This is a genomic window from Microcoleus sp. T3_A4 (assembly GCF_036700465.1).
GTDB lineage: Bacteria > Cyanobacteriota > Cyanobacteriia > Cyanobacteriales > Microcoleaceae > Microcoleus.
This window is the reverse complement of record NZ_JAUBOY010000052.1, coordinates 1-20,343: the sequence shown is the minus strand read 5'-3', so window position 1 is coordinate 20,343 and position 20,343 is coordinate 1. Positions and strand designations below refer to the sequence as shown.

The following is a 20,343-nucleotide window of genomic DNA, read 5'->3' as shown; positions in this document are numbered from 1 at the left end:
CGCGAAGAGCGCGAAGAAAGAACAGTATCTTATTCTTTCTCTTTCTTCGCGTCCACGTGCCTCGCGGTTCATTTAATCTTACTCCAAATTCCTAAAACCAGGTTTCTGGGCGTCGAGGCGTAAGTCCTATTTAAACAAACTGGCCCGTTGGAGTCGATCGCACCCGACGAATTCCAATCACCGACGGCATCGGCGATCTGCGCGAATCATTCGAGATATTACTCGGCCACAAACTCCCGCGAGAAACACTACGAGTTTGATTGAAAACAGCACCGTTCAAATCCAACATTTCAATTTGCCGACTCAGTACAGTACCATCATCGATCGGGCAATCTTCCCCCGGATGCTGCACCGCAAGCAATAGCGTATCTCCCACAAAAGTCGGCCCCGTCATTTCGCACCGATTCGGGCCGTAAGCAAACGGAATTACTGTTCCTGCATTCGGCCCAGAAGTCGGGATATAAAAGAGCCAATTGTTGCCGAAAACTCCAGTAAAATCTGACACATTTCCAGTCTTGTTGTGGTCGATCGTCGTTGGCTTTCCACTCGCACCCACATCAAAACCGTTATGCGTGCTCGTAGACATATCAGTCACGCCCCAAACATTGCCTTGAGTGTCAAAATCCAAATTGTCTACATTAGCAAACCCCGCCCCAGCTACCGAACCCGCTTCTCCGCCTTGAGCCAAACGCTGCCAGCGGAACGTCAAACCTGCACCATCAGGACTGTCTTCAATTATCTTATACAGTCCTCCCGACTGCTGGGTGCTGTTGACGGCGCTACTGTATTTAGCAACAGTAAAAATGCGAGAATCTGGATAGCCGTCGCTTCCCGGTGCGGCGTCAGTATAGGCAATAAAAACTTCCTTAGTAGTAGGATTAACTTCCAAATCTTCCGGCCGCGCGGTCGGAGTGCCACCAATCAAATTAGCAGCTAAAAAAGCATCAACTAAAACCGCGCCTTGGCTGCTGTAGAAATCAGCCAGAGTTTTATTTTGGTAGCCCGGAAGTGCTGTTGCTTCATTGGTTGTATCTACTACAAAAGAACCGCCGTCTTCGGTTTGACCAGCAATTCCTGCGCGTTTGGGGAAGCGAGTAGCGGCATCTCTTTGAGCTTTGCCAAAAGTTGCTAATTCTGCCTCGCCAACTTTAGAAGGACGCACCGGATTCGTCGGGGCATTTATAGTTAATGGCAGCCATCTTCCAGTACCGTTACGGTTATATTGGGCAACGTACAAAATGCCGTCTTCAAACAATCGGCTGTTGGTTTTATCTGCGGGATTGGTGACAGTACCGTTGCTGACAAATTTCCAGGTGTGTCCGCCGCGTCGATCGTCCCCCATGTAGCCTATTAACTTGCGGCCTGCTTCAGCGCGAATCGCGACGTTTTCGTGGCGGAAACGGCCCAACCATGTGTGCTTCCGGGGGCGGAAACTTGGATCTTGGGGATCAACTTCTACCATCCAGCCGTATTTTTCGCCGACTAAGCCGAATTCCTCACCGATAGTGCCCTTGGCGTAGCTGGTTTGGCTACCGTTGGGTTTGATGTTTTCCTGAACCCCGACGAAGAATAGTTCGCTACCTTGGAAGTTTTCTTCAGCGGAGAGGATTGTACCCCACGGGGTTGTGGCGCCGGAACAGTTGTAGGCTGTACCGATAATGCGGTTTCCGAGTCCGTCGGTGTTGACTTGCGCGAAGACTTGGGTAGCCGCAGGGCCCGTGCCCGTGAGGTACTCGTTATCCCCTTGTCTGGTTCCCCAGGAGGTGACATCTTTGTATTTGTCGGTACGCTGGCTGTTGATTCCCAGGCCCGAAAGTCCGTGAATACGGCGGTTGAGGGGGTCGCCGGCGATCGCCTGAAATCTACCGTTAGACTGTTTGGTGATGCGAACGATCGAACCACCGAGATTGTACAGGAATTCGCCGAGGGTATCGCGATTCTTGACCGATAAGTCTATACCGAGGACGGCGCGATCGGTGGTGGGAAATGGTGCCAGATCAGACGGCGCTTCCGGCGTCACTTTCGACATCGGAAAGCCTACATACTCGTGGTTAACCCAAAGATAACCGTCGTCACTGCTGCCGCGAAGGCCTACGAAGCCGGTGTAGTCGTTGTTGTAGCCGAAATAGTCTGCTGGATTGGGAAAAACTCGATCGCCCCAGCGGAGAATCACATACCGTTCGTATTCCGGCGGTACAACCACATCGTCAACAATGCTGTAACTCGTTAATTTAGTATCCTGTGAGGCAGCCATCACGGTTCCCTGTCCGTTTAAGCCCGTTGGCATAAAGCTGGACAATTCTTGATAAACCGGCAGCGGGTGGGGAAGTCTTAACGGAGTGAAAGAGAGTGGCCCTACCACAGCTTCGGTCGAGGTGGAATTGATGCCAAACAGTGTTTGAGTTAGTTGAGGGGCAAGCACAGTGGTAGCTGCGCTGCTGCCGAAGAAAATTAGCAGTTGTCGGCGAGTTATTTTAGACATAAATTCCTGTTCAGCCCAACTTCCCTAATCAGATGATTCCGTATGAAACTCTATCACTATTAAATTAAGGAGAGTTAACCTGAAGGTTAATTAAAATTGGGAGGTATTTAGGTTAACAAAAAGTTAAATATTCTAATGGGCAAGTGGTAATTGGGAATAGAGAGAGATTCAGGAAAAAATATCTATCCGTGTATCCGTGATTTCCGTGTCGTGCTGTGGGTTATTTGTTGTTTGCTACCAATGCCCGATGCCCGATGCCCAATGCCCGATGCCCGATTTCAATCATCTCGAAAACCCGGATCATTTTCTCGGGATGTCGATCGACTAGGCGCAGGTGCATTCATCACTTGCGAAGACCCAGAATTTGCGGACGAAATATTGCCGTCTCTGAATCCCAGCAGCAATTGAGCATCCGCAAAGTATCTAGTCCACTGTTCGATTCTCGCATCTTTTTGCCAGTCGTGGCGGGATACTCTCGATCGCAAAACTGGAACTCTTTGTCGGCTGCGATCGGCTGTAATGATGATTGTAACTTCTGTTAATGCCGGATTTTCTTGAAACTCGCGGGCGATCGACTCTTTCGCTAAATCTTCCGCCTGCTGCACTAAACTCGCAAAAGATTGACTGCCGTCCGAATCTAAGGTAAGGTAGCGCTCTTTGGTTTCAGCCAAAGCTATCGATATACTTGCTGTTAAACTGATAATTGCTAGAATGACGGCCGACAATAAGCGTAGGTACAAATTCATTATGTTTGAAACTAAATACTAACACTTGTCAATGATAGTTAATAAAATTTAACAGACTGTTAAGCTTAAATTAAAATAATATTTTGTGTCACCATATTTCCGCTTAACAGACAAGATGCCTGTTCCACAACAAGTGCCTTTTCTTGCGGAGTGGGCATCCTGCCCGCCCAGAAAATGGTTATTGATAATGGTGCAATATCTCAGTTTTACTCGAAATACTTGTCAGTAGCAAAGGATGTCGATAAACCAGCCCCCGCGTTCTCTTCATTATTCCTTTAACATCAGAAGGAACCCTCGATAATTAATCCGTGTATCCGTGTCAAAATCCGTGTCATGCCATCCCTCTTCCCTCTTCCGACTTCCCTCTTCCTGACATCCGTTACATCCGTTACATCCGTTACATAATCCGTTGCCGAACCTTCTTCCTTCTTTATGAAACTAACAAAATGTGCGATCGCCCTTGGTAGCAACTTAGGCGACTCCCTCGCCACACTCAAAAGCGCGATCGTAACCCTCAACAACACCCCAGGAATAGCAGTAAAATCTCATTCAAGCTGGTATCAAACCGCCCCCGTTGGCCCGCCGCAACCCGATTACATCAACGCTTGCGCCATCCTAGAAGTTGCTTTAGAACCCGAACAATTGCTAGCAAAATTATTAGAAATTGAAATAAAATTTAATCGAATTCGCCGAGAAAAATGGGGGCCAAGAACCCTAGACCTAGATTTGCTGCTGTACGACAATTTAGTCCTAGAAACTCCGACACTGACTCTACCTCATCCCCGGATGACCGAAAGAGCTTTTGTATTAGTACCTTTAGCAGAAATTGCTCCGGATTGGGTGCATCCGGTGACGAAAAATGCGATCGTCCAACTCCTGCAAACCGCAGACTGTTCCGGAGTGCAAAAATTTCCCTTGTAAAAATGGAGCAAAATTCACGGATCGTACCAGTAAAAAAATGCAACCGTAGGTAAGCTCCCAACTGTGATAATTATCAGTCATTCCCCATCTAAAATCTAAAATCCTATGATATCGCCTATGATGTCTTAAATCGGTGCACTCAAACATTATTCGCTTGTCGCTTATGTCGATCGGTCAAGAACTACCCCAACTCCTCAAACAACGCCTATTTTACCAAGGGCGCAAATTTAATTTTGACGTGGCTACCCTCCGTCTTCCCAACGGTTCCGAAGGCGAGTGGGAATGTATTCGCCACCCAGGCGGAGCACTGGCAGTTCCCGTCACACCCGAAGGTAAACTCGTCTTGGTGCGACAATACCGCTTTGCCACAAAAGGGCGAATTTTAGAATTTCCCGCTGGTACGGTAGAAATCAATGAAAGCCCCGCCGAAACTATCAAACGCGAAATCGAAGAAGAAACCGGATATCGCGCTGGAAAATGGCAGAACTTAGGGCAATTTTTTCTCGCCCCCGGTTATTCTGACGAAATCATTTATGCTTTCTTAGCCCAAGATTTGGAAAAACTGGAAAAGCCGCCAGCACAAGACGATGATGAAGACATTGAAACAGTTTTATTCACCCCTGAAGAATTAGAAAAAGCTATTTTAGCTGGGGAACCAATTGACGCAAAATCCATTTCTAGCTTTTTCTTAGCCCGTCCATTTTTGACTTAAATAGGACTGACAGACAAACCCGGTTTCTTATAAAAATCCTGCGTCAAACCGATAAAAGTTAACTTAGAAACCGGGTTGTTGAACCCGCTTGTGTCCAGGACTGTAAAATCTAAAATCTAAAATCGAATGTCCGATATATCCAATCTCATTTTATTTTGGCACCGCCGCGACTTGCGTATTTCTGACAACATCGGACTGGCAGCAGCGCGCCAGCAAAGCCCGAAAGTTGTCGGAATTTTTTGTCTCGATCGCAATATCCTAAATCGCGATGACGTAGCGCCAGCTAGAGTCACCTACATGATCGGCTGCTTGCAAAAACTCTCCTCGCGTTACAGGGAAGCAGGCAGCCAATTGCTGATAATTCAAGATGATCCGATCCTAGGAATACCAAGATTAGCAACAGCTATAAATGCTCAAGCAGTATTTTGGAACTGGGATGTAGAACCCTACGCAAAACAGCGCGATCAGTCCGTATCAAACGCCCTCCAACAAGCAGGAATTCAAGTTCAAAATTTCTGGGATCAACTGCTGCACGCCCCAGATGAAATTCGCAGCGGTACAGGGACTCCCTACACAGTTTATACACCATTTTGGAAAAAATGGAACAGTAAACCTAAAGCCCAACCAGTAGAGACACTGCCGATAACTTATCTGGAATTAATGACCGGCTTAACCGCCGAAGAACAAGCAATCGCCAACCAAGCAGGTGCAATGGAAACAGTGCCAACAGCGTTGAGTTTGGGATTTATTTGGGAAAATCCATTAGTAATAGAACCCGGAGAAGATGCAGCGCAACAAAAATTAGAAGAATTTTGCGATCGGGCAATTTACCAATATCAAGAACAGCGCAATTTCCCCGCCATTAACGGCACATCCCAACTCAGCGCAGCCCTCAAATTTGGTGCAATTGGCATCCGCACTGTTTGGCAAGCTACCCAGATAGTAATGGACACTTGCCGCAGCGAAGAAGCGTGTACAAGCATCCGCACTTGGCAACAGGAAATAGCGTGGCGGGAATTTTATCAACACGCCATGTATAATTTCCCAGAAGTAGCAGACGGCCCCTACCGTCAAGCATTCAAAGACTTTCCTTGGGAGAATGATGAAACACTTTTTCAAGCTTGGTGTAAAGGCAAAACAGGGTATCCTATTATCGATGCAGCAATGCGACAGTTAAACCAGACAGGTTGGATGCACAATCGCTGCCGCATGATAGTCGCCAGTTTCCTGACCAAAGATTTAATTATTAACTGGCAGTGGGGTGAAAAATACTTCATGCAAAAATTGATAGATGCCGACATTTCTGCTAATAACGGCGGCTGGCAGTGGAGCGCATCGAGCGGTATGGACCCGAAACCTTTGCGAATATTTAATCCCGCGAGTCAAGCTCAGAAATTTGACCCGGAGGGGGAATATATTCGGCACTGGGTTCCAGAATTGCGCCGTGTTGATACTAAAGTTTTGCTAACAGGAAATATTTCGTCTTTAGAACGCAGACTTCTTCATTATCCCTCTCCGATCGTAGATCACAACGAGCAGCAGCGCAAGTTTAAGGAACTGTACACGCAGCAAAAAAACGCAGATTAGACAGCTCGATTTTTGGCTATAGTTAACAGTAAATTAAGTTGAGATAGCGCTGTCAACCCCTCAACTTAAAAGATGGTATCAGTTATAATAAACTTAAATAAATCGGAGGTTGAAATGGTAACGCTGCAATTAAGACAAATCAGTGTACCCCCAGGACATAGAGTCCTGTTCAATGATGTCAACTGGCAGGAATTTGAAGCAATTTTAGAAGAGTTGGGAGAACACCGTGGGTCTAGAATAGCTTACAGTCAAGGAACTTTGGAGATTAGGATGCCACTACCAGAACATGAGAAAGCTAAAATCATTATTAGCTATTTAGTTAAAATTCTGTTTGAGGAACTAGAAATCGACTTTGAACCATTTGGTTCGACGACTTTCCCGCGAAAAAGTATGTTACAAGGAATTGAGCCTGATGAATGTTTTTACATTCAGAATCACGCTCTAATGATTGGCAAAAAGCGGATAGACTTAACTGTCGATCCGCCACCTGACTTAGCAATTGAAGTCGATCTAACTTCCAAAACTCAACTCGATGCTTACGAAGCTTTGGGAGTACCTGAAATCTGGCGCTATGAAAATAACAAGCTTCAGATTAATGTGCTTCAAGATGGGAAATATGTTGAATCGGAAATTAGTCCAACTTTTCCCAATCTGCCAATTATTGAAGCTATTTCTCAATATTGCGAACAAAGCCAAACAGTGGGCACGAGTCCAACTCTCAGATTGTTTCGGAAGTGGGTTAGAGAACAAATACAAAATTGATATGAAATGGCTATTCCACGCACTGGCTGTTAGAAATCCGGCTTATTTACGATCGCCAAAAAGCCATTTTCTCACAGCAAGCGTCCTAATTCCGTTGTATTTTTAATTTCGCTTTTGGGAAATAGAGAGAGAGTAAGGGTGTTGACCTTGAGCTCGATCGCCCACAAAAATAACATAAGTCCCCTTGTCCCCATAACCGGAAAATTCTACATTCCCCGCCGCAGCATTCGCCGGCAGGACGCAGAAACGCCCCCTCGGCCCCTGAATCATCAAACTCGGAGCTCCAGCGGTTTGTACTGCAATCCGCCAGTAAGGCAAATCCTGCGTTACTTCAATGACGTGGTTCGGCCCTTGAGAGACAAAACCGCAGTCGCCGCTATTGTTCGGGCCGCCGGAAACTCCAGAAACTCCCAGCGGTTCGGGAAATCCGGGAGCAATTTGTAGCGGTTGGCTCCGAACAGCACCCGCATCCGCTAAAATCATTGCCAAGGCTAGGGTCACGATCGAGCTAAACCACAGTTTGCCGCGATCGCCCAGGTAATGGATCTTCATGTTTCCTCACACAATGGCATTTGGTTCTAGTTCTTTGACGGTAGGGGATAATGGCGGTTCCAAACACATTAATCTAAAATAACTTCGGAATTTTTTTATGAATCCTCAAAATAATTTCAATTGGCAGCAAGCGTTGGGAGAACTAAAAGCTAAAGTAGAACGATCGCCACTCATCACACAAAATCCAGACAGCTATCAAGCCGTCGGAACCTTCTACAATCAATTACTGGACAATTTTCAAAGACTCCCCAAACCTGGGCAGGTGGCAGCCTTTGCCGTCGGAGCGATAATTGTCCTGACAGTCTTCAATAGCATCGTACAGCTAATTTCAGCGCTGATGACTCTTGCCGTTCTCGGAGTGCTAATCTACATAGCGTATAAATTGGCAATTTCCCCCCAGTCCTCAAATACTAACGACAAATAATAGGAATTTCTAAATATGGCTAACCCCACCGCGCCCAGCGGCATCAATCAACCCGATCCGTCTTGGCAAACACAATCCAAGCAAATGCCACTGCTGGTTCGCAGGTGCGGCGCTTGGGCAGTGGAAATTTCGTTAATAGCGGCCAGCGCCCTCGTTCCCTTCAGTATCGGGGCATTAGTCAACAATGAATCTCAAACCGTGCCGCTCAATTCCTCCATAGCAGCAGCATCCGAAACCGTCGCCCGTACCTTGGGCATACCCGTGCGCGATCGCAGCCCCAGAGTCGCACCCCTAACTAATCTATTCTGGTCAGGGGCACTGCTGGCACCGGCAGTTTTAGCGGGGTGGCAACTGTTTTTGCTTGCCAGAACAGGTCAAACTCTCCCCAAACGCTGGTTCGGCGTCAAAGTTGTCACAGCGTCGGGTACTCCTCCGGGTTTTGGAACCGTGCTAATTCGCGAAAGTTTGGGGCGCTGGGGAGTGCCTATGGGCGTCGCTTACGCCATTTGGCGCTTGAGCGGTGCGTTTCCTGATTTGCTGATTTTAGGGGGGCTGAGCGGCTTGGCAGTGCTCGCAGACGGCGCGGTTGCATGGCGTTACAAACGGCAAGCGGGACACGATCGCCTCGCGAATACTTTGGTGGTCAATGCTCGATCAAATCAACTGTCTGCCGATCCTGTCAAGAGTCCAGATTGGACGGAGGAAGACGCGCAGATTGCGGCTTTGGTGGTGACTCCACAAAGCGGCCTGAAAACAAATGCCAGTTTGTGGAATTGGATGCGCCAACACCCAGGCACAACTTTAGTGATAGTTACCGTCGGCAGCGCGGGATTGATTTTAACTTTGTTTGTCGGCACTCTCATCTACACTCAAAGTCAAGCAAATTTGCGGGATTCCCGGCAGCGGAACGACGAATTATTTGTAGCTTTAGTCAGCAAATTGTCTCCCACATCGGCTAGCGGGGCATCGGGCAGGCGATCGGCTATTTTGGCTTTGGGGGCCGTGGAAGACTCCCGCGCCGTACCCCTGCTAGCGGATTTGCTAGCTCAAGAAGACAACCGCGCCATGCTGGACGCGATCCAGCAAGCTTTAGTCAGTAGCGGGCCGAAAGCTTTGCCTGACTTGCAGCGGTTGAATCAGGCCCTCAGCAACGACCTCGATTCCCTGCGCTTTGGTGGCAAGGCCCCGGAACGCGAGTTAGCGGCCGCCCGCCTGCGAACAGTACAAAGGGCGATCGGCAAAATTCTCACAGTGTATAGCAGCCAGCTCAACGGCGCGGATCTCAGCCGCACGGATTTAGCTCAAAGTCCTGCCGGCCCGTCTCAGTTTACTTTAGTTTTAAACAAAGTTGACTTGTCGGGAATTAAGTTGAGAAATGCCAATTTAACCAATGCCAGCTTGCAGGGATCTCGCTTTTACGGCACCGGCGAAGACAGGCGTCCGGGTACATTTGACGATTGGATTTCTGACTTGAGCGGCGCTAATTTGGAAGGAGTAAATTTGGTCGGGGCGTCTTTGAACAGTGCTGTAATGAACCGCACTACTTTTGTGCGTGCTGTCATGAACAAAGCTAATTTGTCAAACGGCAATTTGAATTCAGCTAATTTCAGCAGTGCTATTTTAATTGGAGCAAATTTACAGGAAGCACTGTTAAAAAATGCAAGTTTTACCGGGGCAGATATAGGAAGCGCGAATTTGTCGCGAGCGGATTTGTCAGGCGCGCGTTTGGCCAAAGTGAAGGCTCAAGGCGCTCAGTTGTCCTTGACAAATTTGTCTAAATCGGAATGGCAAGGTGCTGATTTGTCCGGTGCTGATTTGAGCGGCGCCAACTTACAAAAGGCCGATTTGACTTCGACTAAACTCGCCAACGTGAATTTAAAAGATGCTCAGTTGCAAGATGCGAATTTTCGGAATGCGGAGGTGAGTTCGGTTGATTTTAGGGGCGCGAATTTAGCGAGAGCCGATTTTAAAGGCGCTGTGTTTCTGGGGAAGGCAGCTTCGGATCAATTTATTCAAAATCCGACTGGTAGTAAATCCGGTCGATTCCTAGGAGTTGATTTTGCGGAGGCTAAAAATTTAGATAAAAGTCAAATTGCTTACATTTGTTTGCAGGGGGGGATTCATCCGAAGTGCCCGCAGAAAAAGTAAGGATTGGTTGTTAACGAGTAGGCTAATACAGTTGAGCATTTAAATTGTATATTCAGGGCGGGTGGGACACCCCAAAAAAGTTTGATTATTTTTTGACATACAATTTAAATGCCACAACAGCTTAGTCAACAGTCAACAATCATGAGGACTGCAACCGGAATTTATATTACGCAATAGCATCGGAACTGGCAAGAGTCTCGAATTGCGCCAATAGCATTGCCTCACCATTATTTGGAGTTCCAAAAATTTTAGGTAACTGACCTGTTTCAGCGAGAACTTGTCTCACTTCTCGGTTAGATACATCGGCTAGATTTTTGTTATTTAGAATGGCATTAACCGCAGCGATACCCACACCTTGACCAACTGCGGCGTTGAATTCCACAATTCTGCCGACAGAACAGGCAAATCCTTCAAATCCAGAACACGGACTGACCACTGCCAGGTTAGGAACGTTTTTAATTAATGCGTGGCGGATGCCAACATTAAAGATAGGGTGTTTAAAACTCAGACTTTTAAACCATCCTAGATGAGTTGCTTTATCGCGAATACCCGGGATGCCCCCCCGTACATCAAAATGATAGCTAAATGTTGCCAGGGCTTCATTAGCAGGTACGCCACCTAACAGCATTTGTGCGCCAGTTAAAGGTTCTACAACTCCCGTCACATTGCCAGCGTGTCTGATATAAAGTTCTGAGGAATAAGTAATAGAAGTAGCCCCCAAACTCCTCAGCCAAGTTGTAATAAATAACATCTCTTTTTGCATATTAGCCGTGGGTTTGCTCCCGCTTCTAGCTAAGGCTTCTGCTTCGCTGGCGGTGACTGCAAATAACAGCGCATTCCACGAAAGTCTATCATTTGGAAGTATGGCTATATTTCCCTCATCTAGAATTATGCCGGTTTCAGGAAAAGATAGTTTTCTTCCTCTAAAGGAGTGGTAAGCTACAGATAGAGCTGGCGAGCGAACATCGATGTAATCGTTACCCGCCCACAGAGTTTTGAGATTGCCTTTAGTGTCGGTCATTTCCCGCCGGAGTTGTTCTGCTAGTTGGGCATCCTTGTCGGCAGCGTACAGCAAAAATTTTTGACTCTCTGCATCGGCCCGGTTGGTAAAGCGTTTTAGATAAATGTAATCGAATTCTTTCAGTGCTCTTGCACTGAGTCCTTGGGTTTCAAAAACGAGGGTGACTGGAAGTTCTGAATTAGGCAGACCAAATGTTTCAAATCCCTTCAGCTTTCTCACACCGGCAGCTTGAGCTAATTCGGCATTGACAGTGGCATCAATAAATTGCTTGCCGGCATAAACTAAACCTTGAGAGGTGGTTATACTGGCAATTTTTTGGCCTTCTTTAGTAACTGATTTAATTTCTACTTTGCTGAGGAGATCTGCCCCAGCTTGTACCAGCATTTCTTTCAGCGCTGCACTGGCTTTGCGGGGGTCAAGTGCAATTGCCTTAACGCCGGATTTTTGTAAAAATTCTTTATAGATTGTCGCCGGTGAACCAAAGGTATCTAACTTTAAAGATTGTTGAAGTTCTTCACTAATCTGACTTCTATCTAAATAAGCAAGGCCACCTCGTACCAAATGCCCGCCAATTCCTTCTTGCAAGCTTGCTTTCGACATCAGTAGAATTCGCGGATAACGCTTTGTGCGGCGAAGATATTCTCTGGAGGCCGAGATAACAGCTAGAACTCCTGGAACTTCATCACCAAAACAGATGATATCGTAAGAACGCAGATTCATGACCATTATTTAACAACCTCTCCTAATTTTCATGTTTTCGAGCTGGATCTCAATGTTTGCCGTCCAACTCTCTGTTTTCCCCAAATCTAGCTCGATCTTTCCTGATTTTTGCGATAAATATTCACACATTTCTGGACGCAGCAACCGGGTTTTTTCCTGAAAATCTTTCGTTGAGGACGATCGAGCTCTGTTGAAAAACCAGGTTTCTGAGCGTCTAGAGTCGGTCAGTCTGGTACTCTTGATTGCCATCAGCCCAGATTATCAGGATCTATCCCCAACTCCCGCAATCGCTGAGCTAGTCGATCGGCGCGCTGGGCTTCCTGTTGGGCGCGCTGCGTGGATTCTTTCACCTGTTCTTCAGGAGTCAGATAACGTTTTCCATCGGCATCATACCAATACAACCACTCCCTTGTCACCCCAGAATAACTTCCCCTTTCACAACCAATCCCCAAACCAATTTCTGGCATCCAAACTGGATTTCCTGGCTGTAATTCATACTTTCCATTGACTAACTTGTGTACTTCTAAACGGGGTTTACGACGGCGGCGGGAAGAATAAATGACGTAATAAAGTACGCCTAAAGCTTGATATTCCTCCAACTTTGTGCTGTATTCCTTGCGATAAGTTGGAGAAACTACTTCTAGCACAAAAGTAGGCAGAACATTTTCATCCCACAGCACGTAACTGGGACGCAATTCTTCATCATAAAACCTTTCTACACCTAAACTCAAGAAAGCATCGGGCACAATGGCAGGTTTATCCGGGTGATGATAAATACCCATATCTATGCCAAAAAACCAGTCCATGCGTTCTGCCCAAAGTATGAGCAATATTGCTTTTAACAATCCTGGTATTAGTTCTTGCAGTTCGTTATCCACAGGCGTTTCATCTGAGTCTGGTAGTTCATCGGCGGAGGGCCAGTGCCTGGGGAATTTGTAATCTAACATGGCGGCTTTCCTCAAAACTCACTAAGATTATACCGTTGATTTGTTTAGCAATAGTATTTATGGAACGAACCGCGAAGACGCGAAGGAAGAGAAGAGAAGAGAAGATGATAGGTAATCTCGACTGAGTTAATCTGAATGAATTTTTGTAAAAGATTTGCTGAGACTTACGCGATCGACTAAACTATGTCTAACCAGTCGGTTCTAATGGGGAGCAGCCGTTAGAGGAAACGGGGAAAGTTCGGTGCAAGTCCGGCGCTGTCCCGCAACTGTAATGAAAGTCTTGTCGCTTTCTGAGTCAGGATGCCCGCCGATGTGTTAGTTTACATAGTCTCATCTGCGAGGTTCAGTGTGAAGGCCAGAAATCGGAAATTAGTCAGCTTAGGATTGATGGCTGGCTTGAGTTGTTATATTGTCCTGGGTTCGGCAACGCCCGCCGCAGCTATGCACATTTCGGAAGGTTTTTTGCCGGTGCAGTGGGCTGCGTTTTGGTGGATGGTGGCGTTGCCTTTTTTTGCAGTAGGTTTGCGATCGATTACTCGTATTACAAAAGAACACCCCGAACTTAAACTATTGTTGGCTTTGGCGGGTGCGTTTACTTTTGTGCTTTCTGCTTTAAAAATTCCCTCGGTAACGGGCAGTTGTTCTCACCCAACGGGTACCGGTTTGGGTGCAATTTTGTTCGGCCCTTCGGTGATGGCGGTACTGGGGGCTTTAGTTCTGCTTTTTCAAACGTTACTGTTAGCGCATGGTGGCTTGACAACGCTGGGAGCGAATATGTTTTCGATGGCGATTGTCGGCCCTTTCGCGGCGTATTTTATCTATCAATTGCTGTTGCGAACTGGTAGCCAGCGGGCGGCAATTTTTTGTGCTGCGGCTTTGGCAGATTTACTGACTTATGTGACGACTTCGATTCAATTAGCATTAGCTTTCCCAGCAGCTAGTGGCGGTTTTATAGCTTCGTTTCTCAAGTTTGCTGGCATCTTTGCTATCACTCAAGTACCTCTGGCTATCAGTGAGGGATTGCTGACTCTATTGGTCTGGAACTGGCTGCATTCTTACGGGAAGCCGGAGTTAGAAACTTTGAAATTATTGAGACAGGAGTGAGGCGCCGTGAGTCAAAAAACTACAAAAAATCACCAATCTACTTCGCGGCAAAATTGGCTGTTGGCTGGCGCTGTGATTGTTCTGGCAGCCTTTCCTCTCGTTTTTGTGCGGGGTAAATACGGCGGTTCCGATGACCAAGCTAAGAAAGCAATTACTGAAATTCAACCGGGTTATAAACCTTGGTTCAATCACTTGTTTGAGCCGGCTAGCGGAGAAATTTCAAGTTTATTGTTTGCGTCTCAAGCGGCGATCGGGGCTGGCGTAGTTGGGTACGTCATTGGGTTGTATAAAGGCCGATCGCAATCTCGGCAGCAGTCTGATAATAAATCGTCGGAATGAACCATCAGATTGATAGTCTCGCTTATACAAATCGCTTGCGGGGGTTGCCGCCATCTCACAAGTTATCATTTGCGATCGCCCTTTTAATTCTGTCTCTAGTTTCTGGGGCGATAGTCCAATTGTCGATCGGCCTTTGGTTGGCTGTCTGGATCGTCGTCTATGCGGGTATTCCGGGGAAACTGTATTTGCGGTTGCTGTCGCTACCGTTGATGTTTTTGCTGACAAGTTTGCCTGCTTTGGCGCTGGGTGCGGTTGCGGGCGATCGTATCCCTGCAATTGGGTGGGATATTTGGCAAGGTTGGGGCATTAGCATCGGCACTTTTTATCTGTATGTGAGTCGCACGGGAATATACCAAGTGAGCTTGTTATTTGCCCGCGCCTTCGCATCGACAAGCTGTATGTATTTCATTCTCTTGACGGTTCCATTTACCGAAATCTTGCAGATTCTCAGACAATTACGCTGTCCAGAGTTGGTCACAGAACTGCTATTACTAATGTATCGGTTTATTTTTAGCTTATTGGCGATCGCCGATGAACTTTGGATAGCCCAAAACTCGCGTTGTGGCTACCGCACTTGGAAGCGGGGAATGCAGAGTTTAAGCATTTTAATCGGGCAATTGCTTCAGCGAACTTTGGAAAACTACCGTCAAGTTTCGTTGAGTTTAGCGTCGCGCGGCTTTAATGGAAAACTGCGCGTTTGGAATTCTTACCCTTACAAACCTTCGCGAAGATATACATTTGAAGCTTTGTTTGGCTGCACAATTTTAACTTTGTTAAGCGCGGTATTTCAACGCTAAATTTATTAGGAATATTGAGATCACCCCCAGTTAGGACACGGCAGTGCCGTTTCCCTACAATTAATCGGGCGATGGTTACATCTTTCGCGGGGATGAGCAATGATTTTGAGGTAGGGAAACGGCACTGCCGTGTCCTCCGACAATTAATCGGGTGATGATTATATCCGAGGGGAGCGATCGATTATTTTGGGGTAGGGAAACCGCACTGCCGCGTCCTCCGTTACTATTTGGGGGTACGGTTTCAAGCCCTGCCGGACTAAAGGTATGACTTTTATGAACTAAAGTAATGAATTTTATGAATTGACCTTACAAGAAATCTATTGAATGATTGTAATCAATAGCGGTTAGGTAGGAATTATATTATGAACAAACGGCATTTAAAAAAAATACTTTATTTATTCACCACCTTATTGACCATATTTATAGTCACACTAACTCAGGTAGCCGCCCAACAACTACCCTTCTACTGGGAGAATATTAATGTCCTAATCGACGTTCAGACCAACGGAGATATGTTAGTCACTGAAACGCAAAAATATGTGTTCACCGGTGACTACAACACCGAACGATATCGCTATATTCCTTTAGGCAAAGTCGATGAAATCAAAGATGTGACAGTTGCCGAAAATAATCAAAAAATCGCCAGTACGACCGGGATTGAAAACAATCAACTTTGGATTCGCTGGCAACATCAATTAAAAGCGCCAGAATCACATACTTTTGTTATCAAATATCGGGTAGTAGGTGGATTGCAGCTAGATGGTCAGGATACTCAAGTTTATTGGAAAGCCATTTCATCAGGTCGCCAAGCCCCAATTAATGCCGCAAAAGTTAGAGTAAAATTACCAGAAGCTTTGTCAGGTAAAGTTCTGTTTTTTAGGAATTTTGGTACGCCAGCCATTCCTCGCAAACTAGATGCTAAAACATTTGAATTTGTGGCAAGTCAGCCTGTTCAACCCCAGCAAGAATTAGAAGTGCAGATTGCATTTCCCCAGCAAATTCTTAATGTACCTCAACCTCGCTGGCAACAAACTGGCAATCAATCTCAATCTTCTTCGGAAGAACAAGTCTTTGTGGACTCTGAGCCTTTTGTAATGTCTTTTATCCTGATTTGGGTATCTGCACTCATTGTAGTGATTGTATTAATAATTATCACCAATGCAATCAATAATCGACGCTGCCCTCAGTGCAAAACGCTCAATCTCAAACGGACTTATAACGTTTTGTTGAGTCCTACATATACCAGTGCAGGAGAGCAGGAAGTTACCTGCAACTGTCAACACTGCTCTTACTATCACAAGTATAAAGAAGTAATGCCAAGCATGAGCGGTGGCGGTGGCGGTGGCGGTGGCGGTGGTGGCGGTGGTGGCGGTGGCGGTGGTGGCGGTGGTGGCGGTGGTGGTGGCGGTGGTGGTGGTGGTGGTGGTTAATATCAACTGGACTTACGCATCATAGCCAAAGAAACCGGGTTTTTACTTAATCTGTGGGTTGTAACGAAGTATTGTCGAAAAAAACCCGGTTTCTGAGCACCCGCGCGTCCAGGACTATTGTTGATAATTTTCGTATTCTCGTTAGTTTAGCGCGCAGGATTTGCATAAGGGCGATCGTACTTTTTTACAGATTGTACGATCGCTTTTAAATATTGGATGGAAATTTTAGTCACTCATTTTGAGATGAACCGATCGCATTTCATGCACAATCATATTCCAAATATGACTTTTATGAATACAATTAATGACTTTAATGAATTGACTTCAACAGAAATTTATTCAATACTGATTGTAGTTAACAACTTTTCAGTACATTTGAGCTTAAAACAGGTTAAAAACTATGACTAAATCACGTTGGCTTCGCAAACTTTTACCATTAACAGTATCTTTCGCAACCGCGATCGCAGCAGCAGGCGCTTTTGCCCCACCAACTTCCGCTCAAAGCAATCCGCCACCCCAAGCCCAGGAAGTTCAACCAGCCCAAGCAGAAGGATTTAGCATTCCGATTTGGATCTATCCCGTAGGAGCAATTTTCCTAATTTTCATCTTTATACCGAAGATTGGCTGGACTTTGGGATTAATTGCGATCGGCGAACGAGAAGTGGGAATTGTTGTCAAGAAATTTTCCCGCAAAAATTTGCCATCCAGTAGATTGATTGCTCTCGATGGCGAAGGAGGTTTGCAAGCAGATACCCTTCCTCCTGGCTGGCATTTTGGTTATTTTCCCTGGCAATATAGCATTCGCAAAGAACCAGTTGTTGTCGTTCCTCAAGATGAAATCGGTTTAATTATTGCCAATGACGGAGCCACCATTCCTCCCGATCGCATTTTAGGCAAAGTCGTCGATTGCGACAATTTTCAAAATGCTCGAAAGTTTCTCACTGACGGTGGAGAAAAAGGACGGCAACTAGCCATCATCACCACTGGTACTTATCGGATTAATACTGCAGTATTTGAGGTAATTACTTCTGCCAATGCCACTGCAAAGGGTATGCAGCCGTCGGAATTTCAACTATACAAACTTGCTCCCGATCGCGTGGGAATTGCGAACGTGCTAGACGGGATTCCGATTGATGAAGGTGAAATTGCCGGACCGATAATTCCCGGTCACGACAATTTCCAAAAAGCGCAATCTTTCATCAAAGGTGGCGGGCGCAGGGGCTTGCAAGAACAGGTAATTTTATCTGGTTCTTGGAACCTCAATCCCTGGTTTGTGCAAGTAGAACAGGTAAAAATGACGGAAGTGCCGATCGGCTATGTAGGGGTAGTAATTTCCTATGTGGGAAAATCGCACCAAGATGTAAGTGGCGCCGCTTTTACCCACGGCAATCTTGTCAATAAAGGCGATAAAGGTGTGTGGGTAGAACCGCTTTACCCAGGCAAACATCCCATCAATACAAAAGTGATGAAAGTAGAACTTGTTCCCACTACGGATGTTGTTTTAAACTTCACATCGCGGTTCAGCGGAGAACACGGCTACGACTCCAACTTAAGTGCTTTGAAATTGCTTTCTTTTGACGGATTCACCTTTGAGTTAGAAGTTTTTCAGATCATTCATGTCGGTACTTTGGATGCACCGAGAGTCATTTCGCGCCAAGGTTCGATGCAAAATCTAATCGACCAAGTGCTGCGTCCAATTGTGGGCAATTATTTTCGCAATTCTTCTCAAGAATATACAATACTCGATTTTCTAATCGCGCGCAGCGAACGCCAAGCAGAGGCTGCAGAACACGTTCGTCAAGCCCTGCGGGCCTATGATGTGCAGGCTGTTGACACGCTGATCGGTTTGATTTCGCCGCCAGGAGAGTTAATGCAAACATTGACCGATCGCAAAATTGCTCAGGAACAAGAAAAAACTTACGAAGTGCAGCGCATTTCAGAGTCGCAACGTCAAGAATTGGTGCGTGCAACTGCGATCGCAAACATTCAAAATCAGGTGGTGGCGGCAGAACAAGGGGTGAAAATTGCCCAACTGAGTGCAACTGCTGCGATCGAACACGCTAGTGGTGAAGCAGAAGGGATTCGCCTCATGGGACAAGCAAAAGCGGATGCTTATCAAGTTGGTGTCAACGCTTTGGGTACGCAGAGTTACACCCTGTTGCAACTGATGCAAGCGGTTTCGGATGGTAGCGTTCGCGTTGTTCCCGATGTCACAGTGAATGGTAACGGCGGTAGTGGGGGTTTGCTGGACGGTTTGATGGCAATGTTGCTGCGGAATGAAACCAGTAAAAATGGAGAAAATGGAGCACATTCACCTGTAATTAATGTCAAAAAATCTAAGTCTATTGTTGTGGAAACTGTGGCAGAATCACCAGTAGCAAATGTGCATTCGGTGAAGTCGCCAAAATCGTCGGGATCTCCTACTGATTCACTTGCTAAGTCTGAGGTTGTTGCTAAGACTGATATTGCTGTGATAATTGCTGAATTGTCGCCGGAGTCTCCTACTCATTCAGTTGCTAAGTCTGAGGATGTTGCTGAGGATGATATTGATTCGGCATTTGGTGAATTGTTCGATAGTTGAGTTTTGCAATTTGAAGAAAGGACGCTCGTCCTCTCTTCAAGCTTTTTGTTAATTATAAAACGTGACATTATAGACAATTAGATGTAAAAGATGATACATAGAGTTGGACAAAAATCCATGAATTCACCAAAGTTTATCGCAATTACTTGTTCTACGATCCTAGCATTATCTGGAAATGCACTGTCTGCGATCGCACCAGAAACGCGATCGGGAAACAGCCCATTTCCCTGAAACTCTTGTGGGGGTGGGCATCCTGCCCGCCCCAAAGATAGAAATATGACTTTTATGAACTTAATTAATGAATTTAATGAATTGACTTTCACTTGGGCTTGTTTGATTATGTTAATAACATTAGCTGCAAATTAATTAAATATGAAATCATGAAAGAAACATCAGACAAGCTGGAACTGCGAGAGACGGCGGGATTTTGGATGAATCTATTCGTTGGGGGTAGTTTTTTGGCATTTGGTTTGCCTTTTGGTTGGTATTCCGGCAGTGTTTTCCTTTATTTATTTGCTGTAATTGGTTTGATGTTGGTGATATTCTCACAGATTGAGAGCGTTACATTTGATAAAAATCTCGGTCATCTGACTTTCAAGTGGGAACAACCACTCATTTTCAAAATCAAAGTGGTCAAACACCTGATTCAAGATATTTCAGGTGTGGAAATACAGAAGATTGAGGATAGTGAGAGTATTAAGTATCGTGTATGTCTGGTGCTGGAGTCAGGCAAGCGGTCTGTGCCTTTAACTTCATACTTCAGCACTGGTTTGGGAGACAAGCATAAAAAAGCCGAAGTCATTGCGACATTTCTGAATATCAAAAATTACGGTCTCGAAGGCTTTCCCAGACAACAAAATTCTAGCGAAGAACTTCAATGGGAGACTATAGAGGAGGAGATTGTCCACTGGGAAACTGCAATTAGAAGTGACTCCAATGATGCTGATTCTCACATCAGATTGGCATCGGCTTTGCTTAACCAAGACCAAATAAAACAATACTCCGGACAGTTTTTAAAGAGGAATGCGATCGCAATAAAATAGAGAAGTGAAAAAAGTGAGTGCAATCTC

General features: G+C 45.9%; 18 protein-coding genes and 1 riboswitch. Of the genes, 12 read left to right on the top strand and 6 right to left on the bottom strand.

Annotated elements, in window-relative coordinates; genetic code table 11:
- Positions 1-130: 130 nt before the first annotated feature.
- Positions 131-2,482, bottom strand: a complete 2,352-nt coding sequence (locus tag QUA07_RS24485; RefSeq protein WP_333330305.1) for a PhoX family phosphatase — start codon at positions 2,480-2,482, stop codon at positions 131-133.
- 278 nt (positions 2,483-2,760) lie between these two features.
- On the bottom strand, positions 2,761-3,228 hold the full coding sequence (locus tag QUA07_RS24480) for a hypothetical protein (RefSeq protein WP_333330302.1): 468 nt from the start codon (positions 3,226-3,228) through the stop codon (positions 2,761-2,763).
- A 432-nt stretch (positions 3,229-3,660) separates the two neighbouring features.
- Here QUA07_RS24480 and folK point away from each other — a divergent pair, with 432 nt between their 5' ends.
- The 4 genes from folK (at position 3,661) to QUA07_RS24460 (ending at position 7,210) form a co-directional block, all read left to right on the top strand.
- Positions 3,661-4,149 carry a 2-amino-4-hydroxy-6-hydroxymethyldihydropteridine diphosphokinase gene (gene folK / locus QUA07_RS24475; RefSeq protein WP_333330299.1) on the top strand — a complete coding sequence of 163 codons (489 nt, stop codon included), beginning with the start codon at positions 3,661-3,663 and terminating at the stop codon, positions 4,147-4,149.
- 163 nt (positions 4,150-4,312) lie between these two features.
- The gene (locus QUA07_RS24470; protein ID WP_333136399.1) at positions 4,313-4,861 is read left to right on the top strand and encodes an NUDIX hydrolase; all 549 of its coding nucleotides are present in this window, start codon (positions 4,313-4,315) and stop codon (positions 4,859-4,861) included.
- A gap of 135 nt (positions 4,862-4,996) precedes the next feature.
- Positions 4,997-6,448 (top strand): FAD-binding domain-containing protein, encoded by a 1,452-nt coding sequence (locus QUA07_RS24465; RefSeq protein ID WP_333308966.1) that lies wholly within the window; start codon positions 4,997-4,999, stop codon positions 6,446-6,448.
- 114 nt (positions 6,449-6,562) lie between these two features.
- Positions 6,563-7,210: a Uma2 family endonuclease gene (locus tag QUA07_RS24460; RefSeq protein ID WP_333308943.1), complete on the top strand. Its 648-nt coding sequence runs from the start codon at positions 6,563-6,565 to the stop codon at positions 7,208-7,210.
- A 102-nt stretch (positions 7,211-7,312) separates the two neighbouring features.
- Here the strand turns inward: QUA07_RS24460 and QUA07_RS24455 are convergent, their stop codons facing one another.
- Positions 7,313-7,762, bottom strand: a complete 450-nt coding sequence (locus QUA07_RS24455; protein WP_333085546.1) for a hypothetical protein — start codon at positions 7,760-7,762, stop codon at positions 7,313-7,315.
- Positions 7,763-7,859: 97 nt separating this feature from the next.
- On the opposite strand from QUA07_RS24455, the gene QUA07_RS24450 reads away from it, so the two are divergent.
- Both QUA07_RS24450 and QUA07_RS24445 read left to right on the top strand, forming a co-directional pair.
- Entirely contained in the window at positions 7,860-8,186 is a 327-nt protein-coding gene (locus QUA07_RS24450) for a hypothetical protein (RefSeq protein WP_333212814.1), read from the top strand.
- 15 nt (positions 8,187-8,201) lie between these two features.
- Positions 8,202-10,334, top strand: coding sequence for a pentapeptide repeat-containing protein (locus QUA07_RS24445; RefSeq protein WP_333330296.1), 2,133 nt, complete (start codon positions 8,202-8,204; stop codon positions 10,332-10,334).
- A 166-nt stretch (positions 10,335-10,500) separates the two neighbouring features.
- On the opposite strand, the gene QUA07_RS24440 is transcribed toward QUA07_RS24445, so the two are convergent.
- Together QUA07_RS24440 and QUA07_RS24435 are read right to left on the bottom strand one after the other, a co-directional pair.
- The gene (locus QUA07_RS24440; protein ID WP_333330293.1) at positions 10,501-12,081 is read right to left on the bottom strand and encodes an FAD-dependent oxidoreductase; all 1,581 of its coding nucleotides are present in this window, start codon (positions 12,079-12,081) and stop codon (positions 10,501-10,503) included.
- A 242-nt stretch (positions 12,082-12,323) separates the two neighbouring features.
- Entirely contained in the window at positions 12,324-13,022 is a 699-nt protein-coding gene (locus QUA07_RS24435; RefSeq protein WP_333330290.1) for a Uma2 family endonuclease, read from the bottom strand.
- A gap of 179 nt (positions 13,023-13,201) precedes the next feature.
- Positions 13,202-13,348, top strand: a riboswitch (cobalamin riboswitch).
- Positions 13,349-13,409: 61 nt separating this feature from the next.
- Here QUA07_RS24435 and QUA07_RS24430 point away from each other — a divergent pair.
- The 5 genes from QUA07_RS24430 to QUA07_RS24410 all read left to right on the top strand — a co-directional run bounded on the left by QUA07_RS24430 (position 13,410) and on the right by QUA07_RS24410 (position 19,273).
- Positions 13,410-14,126, top strand: a complete 717-nt coding sequence (locus QUA07_RS24430; protein WP_333084045.1) for an energy-coupling factor ABC transporter permease — start codon at positions 13,410-13,412, stop codon at positions 14,124-14,126.
- A gap of 6 nt (positions 14,127-14,132) precedes the next feature.
- Positions 14,133-14,465: an energy-coupling factor ABC transporter substrate-binding protein gene (locus QUA07_RS24425; protein ID WP_333330287.1), complete on the top strand. Its 333-nt coding sequence runs from the start codon at positions 14,133-14,135 to the stop codon at positions 14,463-14,465.
- Positions 14,462-15,262: a cobalt ECF transporter T component CbiQ gene (cbiQ, locus tag QUA07_RS24420; RefSeq protein WP_333330284.1), complete on the top strand. Its 801-nt coding sequence runs from the start codon at positions 14,462-14,464 to the stop codon at positions 15,260-15,262. The genes QUA07_RS24425 and cbiQ overlap by 4 nt, the downstream gene beginning before the upstream one ends.
- A gap of 362 nt (positions 15,263-15,624) precedes the next feature.
- The gene (locus QUA07_RS24415) at positions 15,625-16,692 is read left to right on the top strand and encodes a DUF2207 domain-containing protein (RefSeq protein WP_333330281.1); all 1,068 of its coding nucleotides are present in this window, start codon (positions 15,625-15,627) and stop codon (positions 16,690-16,692) included.
- A 400-nt stretch (positions 16,693-17,092) separates the two neighbouring features.
- On the top strand, positions 17,093-19,273 hold the full coding sequence (locus tag QUA07_RS24410) for an SPFH domain-containing protein (RefSeq protein WP_333330278.1): 2,181 nt from the start codon (positions 17,093-17,095) through the stop codon (positions 19,271-19,273).
- 77 nt (positions 19,274-19,350) lie between these two features.
- On the opposite strand, the gene QUA07_RS24405 is transcribed toward QUA07_RS24410, so the two are convergent.
- Complete coding sequence (locus QUA07_RS24405; protein ID WP_333330275.1) at positions 19,351-19,596, bottom strand: hypothetical protein; 246 nt, start codon at positions 19,594-19,596, stop codon at positions 19,351-19,353.
- 57 nt (positions 19,597-19,653) lie between these two features.
- Between QUA07_RS24405 and QUA07_RS24400 the strand changes: the two genes are divergently transcribed.
- Entirely contained in the window at positions 19,654-20,316 is a 663-nt protein-coding gene (locus QUA07_RS24400) for a hypothetical protein (RefSeq protein WP_333330273.1), read from the top strand.
- The last annotated feature ends 27 nt before the right edge of the window (positions 20,317-20,343 follow it).

What these genes read in the sequence shown, in the direction of transcription:
- QUA07_RS24485 (WP_333330305.1), bottom strand. Translation starts at nt 2,482, where the DNA reads ATGTCTAAAATAACTCGCCGACAACTGCTAATTTTCTTCGGCAGCAGC.
- QUA07_RS24480 (WP_333330302.1), bottom strand. Translation starts at nt 3,228, where the DNA reads ATGAATTTGTACCTACGCTTATTGTCGGCCGTCATTCTAGCAATTATC.
- folK (WP_333330299.1), top strand. Translation starts at nt 3,661, where the DNA reads ATGAAACTAACAAAATGTGCGATCGCCCTTGGTAGCAACTTAGGCGAC.
- QUA07_RS24470 (WP_333136399.1), top strand. Translation starts at nt 4,313, where the DNA reads ATGTCGATCGGTCAAGAACTACCCCAACTCCTCAAACAACGCCTATTT.
- QUA07_RS24460 (WP_333308943.1), top strand. Translation starts at nt 6,563, where the DNA reads ATGGTAACGCTGCAATTAAGACAAATCAGTGTACCCCCAGGACATAGA.
- QUA07_RS24455 (WP_333085546.1), bottom strand. Translation starts at nt 7,762, where the DNA reads ATGAAGATCCATTACCTGGGCGATCGCGGCAAACTGTGGTTTAGCTCG.
- QUA07_RS24450 (WP_333212814.1), top strand. Translation starts at nt 7,860, where the DNA reads ATGAATCCTCAAAATAATTTCAATTGGCAGCAAGCGTTGGGAGAACTA.
- QUA07_RS24445 (WP_333330296.1), top strand. Translation starts at nt 8,202, where the DNA reads ATGGCTAACCCCACCGCGCCCAGCGGCATCAATCAACCCGATCCGTCT.
- QUA07_RS24440 (WP_333330293.1), bottom strand. Translation starts at nt 12,081, where the DNA reads ATGGTCATGAATCTGCGTTCTTACGATATCATCTGTTTTGGTGATGAA.
- QUA07_RS24435 (WP_333330290.1), bottom strand. Translation starts at nt 13,022, where the DNA reads ATGTTAGATTACAAATTCCCCAGGCACTGGCCCTCCGCCGATGAACTA.
- QUA07_RS24430 (WP_333084045.1), top strand. Translation starts at nt 13,410, where the DNA reads ATGGCTGGCTTGAGTTGTTATATTGTCCTGGGTTCGGCAACGCCCGCC.
- cbiQ (WP_333330284.1), top strand. Translation starts at nt 14,462, where the DNA reads ATGAACCATCAGATTGATAGTCTCGCTTATACAAATCGCTTGCGGGGG.
- QUA07_RS24415 (WP_333330281.1), top strand. Translation starts at nt 15,625, where the DNA reads ATGAACAAACGGCATTTAAAAAAAATACTTTATTTATTCACCACCTTA.
- QUA07_RS24410 (WP_333330278.1), top strand. Translation starts at nt 17,093, where the DNA reads ATGACTAAATCACGTTGGCTTCGCAAACTTTTACCATTAACAGTATCT.
- QUA07_RS24400 (WP_333330273.1), top strand. Translation starts at nt 19,654, where the DNA reads ATGAAAGAAACATCAGACAAGCTGGAACTGCGAGAGACGGCGGGATTT.